The organism is Streptococcus hyointestinalis (assembly GCF_041225505.1).
Classification (GTDB): Bacteria; Bacillota; Bacilli; order Lactobacillales; family Streptococcaceae; genus Streptococcus; species Streptococcus hyointestinalis_B.
In genome coordinates this window covers 1-3,455 of the sequence record NZ_JBCLSK010000070.1, presented here as the reverse complement: position 1 = coordinate 3,455, position 3,455 = coordinate 1, and the positions used below count along the sequence as shown (strand labels likewise).

Genomic DNA, 3,455 nt, shown 5'->3' with positions numbered 1-3,455 from the left:
GACATATGAAAACTCCCCTTATAGTTTCTAGTGAATTTTTGTTTTTTCACTGTCTACTATATGGGGAGTATATCAAGTTGATGACTAGGCTTTCTTTTTTTGCTGTAAAAATAGGACACTCAAGCAGTTTTTGAACTGTCTTTTTGTGGGTATATTATGGTATAATACTAAATGATAACCATCTACCACATTCGTGGGTTTGCTAACAAGGAGATAGACATGTCAGTAACAGTACAGATGTTAGTGGATAAGTTGAAGTTGGAGATTGCTTACGGCGATACCTCTCATCTTGAAAAAGAAATCACAACAGCTGATATTTCACGACCTGGTCTTGAGATGACAGGGTATTTTGATTATTATTCCCCTGAGCGCCTGCAGCTCTTTGGGATGAAAGAGTGGTCTTATCTGACCAAGATGACCTCACACAACCGCTATCAGGTCCTAAGCGAGATGTTTCAAAGTGAAACGCCTGCCGCTATTGTCGCTAGAAATTTAGACATTCCAGAGGAGATGCTAAGAGCAGCAAAAGAGCACAATGTCGCTATCTTAAAGAGCCATGTGCCCACTAGCCGTCTCTCAGGAGAAATCTCTGGGTATTTGGATTCTTGCCTAGCTGAGCGTATCAGTGTGCATGGTGTTCTGATGGACATCTATGGCATGGGTGTTTTGATTCAAGGGGACTCCGGTATCGGAAAGAGCGAGACAGGTTTAGAGCTTGTCAAGAGAGGACATCGCCTAGTGGCTGATGACCGAGTCGATGTTTTTGCCAAAGATGAGGAGACTCTCTGGGGTGAGCCTGCTGAGATTTTAAGACATCTGCTTGAAATTCGTGGTGTCGGTATCATTGACATCATGAGCTTATACGGCGCTAGCTCTGTTAAGGACTCTTCACAAGTGCAACTCTCTATTTATCTTGAAAACTTTGAGACAGGCAAAGACTTTGACCGACTGGGAAATGGCAATGAAGAAATCGAGCTCTCTGGTGTCAAAGTCCCTCGTATCCGCATTCCAGTCAAGACTGGACGCAACGTCTCTGTGGTCATCGAGGCTGCCGCTATGAATTATCGTGCTAAACAAATGGGATTTGATGCGACAAAGACCTTTGAAGAACGTCTCACAAAACTCATCAGCCAACACGAGGAAAACCAATGATTAACCCAATTGCTATTCAGCTAGGTCCAATTGCCATTCATTGGTATGCTATTTGTATTGTTTCTGGCTTGTTGCTTGCTGTTTATCTGGCTATGAAAGAGGGGGAGAAAAAGGGCATTCGCTCTGATGATATTCTAGATTTTATTCTCCTTGCCTTTCCGATAGCTATCATTGGTGCAAGGATTTATTATGTGGCGTTTGAGTGGGGCTATTATAGCCAGCATTTAGACGAGATTATAGCCATCTGGAATGGCGGTATCGCCATCTATGGAGGCTTGATTGCAGGGCTTCTAGTCTTACTTGTCTTTTCTTATCGTCGCATGATAAATCCTCTCAACTTCTTAGACGTTGCAGTACCAGGTGTGATGATTGCACAAGCCATTGGACGGTGGGGAAATTTCATTAACCAAGAAGCCTACGGAAAAGCAGTTGACAGTTTAAACTACTTACCGGCTTTTATCAGGCAGCAGATGTATATTGATGGTAGCTATCGTGTTCCGACCTTTCTCTATGAGTCTATTTGGAATGTTATCGGCTTTATCATCATCATAGCGACTCGCCACAAGCCTCATCTCTGGAGACAGAGCGAGATTACTGCCTTTTATCTCATCTGGTATGGTTGTGGGCGCTTTGTCATCGAAGGCATGCGCACCGACAGCCTCTACTTTATGGGCATGCGTGTGTCACAATGGCTATCTGTACTTTTGGTCATTATTGGTATTGTTTTTATCGTTTATCACCGTCTAAAGGGCATTGGTCCTTACTATTTGGAAACCAAGGAGGAAAACTAACATGGAGAAAACAGCAGTTCTCATTATCGCTATCGCCTTTGCTGTTTTGGTCTTATATGCGATTGTTTTATTGCGCAAATTGTCAAATGCTGTCGATGAAGCAAAGACAAGTTTACAAGTATTAACAAGTGACATTAACGTCACATTGCATCAAACAAATGACATCCTCGCAAAAGCCAATATCCTAGTCGAAGATGTCAATGGCAAAGTAGCGACAATTGATCCACTGTTTGTTGCCATTGCTGACTTATCAGAGAGTGTGTCAGACCTCAATGCACAAGCACGTAGCCTAACCGAGCGTGCTAGTAGCGTGACAAGTGGCGTTGCTAAAGCCAGCTCTGCCTTTGCTGTTGGTAAGGTAGCCAGCAAGCTGTTTAAGAAAAAGGATTAGGAAATAACACATAGAGGACAAAAATTATGAGTAAATGGATGAGTACTATTATCGTTGGAATCGCCTCAGGTGCAGCAGCTGCTTATTTCTTGAGCAGCGAAAAGGGAAAAGAAGTCAAAGACCGTGCTGCTAAAGCCTACAAAGCTTACCGTGAACACCCAGAAGAATATCACCAAAAAGCAAAAGACAAAGCGCACGAATATTCTAGCCTTGCTGTAGATACCTTCAACGATTACAAAGAAAAATTTGAATCTGGTGAATTAACCAAAGAAGATGTCGTTTCTGCTGTCAAAGAAAAAGGTGACGAAGTAGTCAGCAAAGCTGGTGATGTCATCAACCACGTCAAAGCAAAATTTAACGATGTTGCAGAAGCAGACAAGGATGTCGTTGACCCAGATGACGTCAAAGCGGAAGTTGATGATATTATCATTGAGTTAAAAGACATCAAAGCCAACAAAGAAGCACAAGTCGCTGAAAACTTTGAAGAAGTCGCAAAAGCCAGCCAAGAAGAAAAAGCAGCTAGCGCTAAAAAATCTAAAGAAGTCAAAGAAGATAACACAAGTAAAGCGACTAAAGAAGACAAAAAAGAACAAAAAGATTAAAAAAGAGCGCCATAGGTGCTCTTTTTTAGTTAGAAAAAAACACACTCAAGTGTGAGCGTGTTACTTCAATGCTTTTATAAGTGCCTTGATACCGATTCTTAAACCAAAACTAGCTAGCAGAGCGAGCGAAATCGCCCAGAAAGGAGCAAAACTAATTGTCAGAAATAAAAAGGTAATGAAAACAGTGCTAATGGCAAACCCAGAGAGTTGTGCAAAAAAGACTAAATCTTTGTATTTAGCTGTATTTGTATCAATCGCTTTAAATGACTGCGATTTTGGGGTAGTATGAGCATTATTTTCGGTATCAATAGTGTGTTGCTCATGTTTTATTGGTGCTGGCATAGCATTCTCCTTTAAACATTCCTATTTATAGTATCACAAAGACTAGGGTTTGTCATCTATTTTTACAATTTTTTCATCATAAATCCTGAAAATGACCTAGAAGGCAAAATTCAAGTCCAAGTTAGCCAGCGTATAACACCTCTCTGGGAGTTTTGTAATCTAATACTTTCTTAGGAT

The 3,455-nt window shown here is 41.2% G+C and carries 4 protein-coding genes and 1 pseudogene; 4 read left to right on the top strand and 1 reads right to left on the bottom strand.

Annotated features, from left to right (window positions below):
* Window positions 1–219: 219 nt before the first annotated feature.
* From hprK to AALA56_RS09810, 4 genes and pseudogenes are all read left to right on the top strand, one after another.
* Window positions 220–1,152, top strand: a complete 933-nt coding sequence (gene hprK, locus AALA56_RS09825; protein WP_115268885.1) for an HPr(Ser) kinase/phosphatase — start codon at window positions 220–222, stop codon at window positions 1,150–1,152.
* Entirely contained in the window at window positions 1,149–1,943 is a 795-nt protein-coding gene (gene lgt, locus AALA56_RS09820; protein WP_369909858.1) for a prolipoprotein diacylglyceryl transferase, read from the top strand. The genes hprK and lgt overlap by 4 nt, the downstream gene beginning before the upstream one ends.
* 1 nt (window position 1,944) lies before the next feature.
* Window positions 1,945–2,334, top strand: coding sequence for a DUF948 domain-containing protein (locus AALA56_RS09815; RefSeq protein ID WP_115268889.1), 390 nt, complete (start codon window positions 1,945–1,947; stop codon window positions 2,332–2,334).
* Window positions 2,335–2,360: 26 nt separating this feature from the next.
* Window positions 2,361–2,795, top strand: a pseudogene (locus AALA56_RS09810) (YtxH domain-containing protein); the annotation flags it as partial.
* Window positions 2,796–2,996: 201 nt separating this feature from the next.
* Here AALA56_RS09810 and AALA56_RS09805 read toward each other — a convergent pair.
* Complete coding sequence (locus AALA56_RS09805; protein ID WP_115268893.1) at window positions 2,997–3,278, bottom strand: DUF3270 family protein; 282 nt, start codon at window positions 3,276–3,278, stop codon at window positions 2,997–2,999.
* Window positions 3,279–3,455 lie beyond the last annotated feature (177 nt).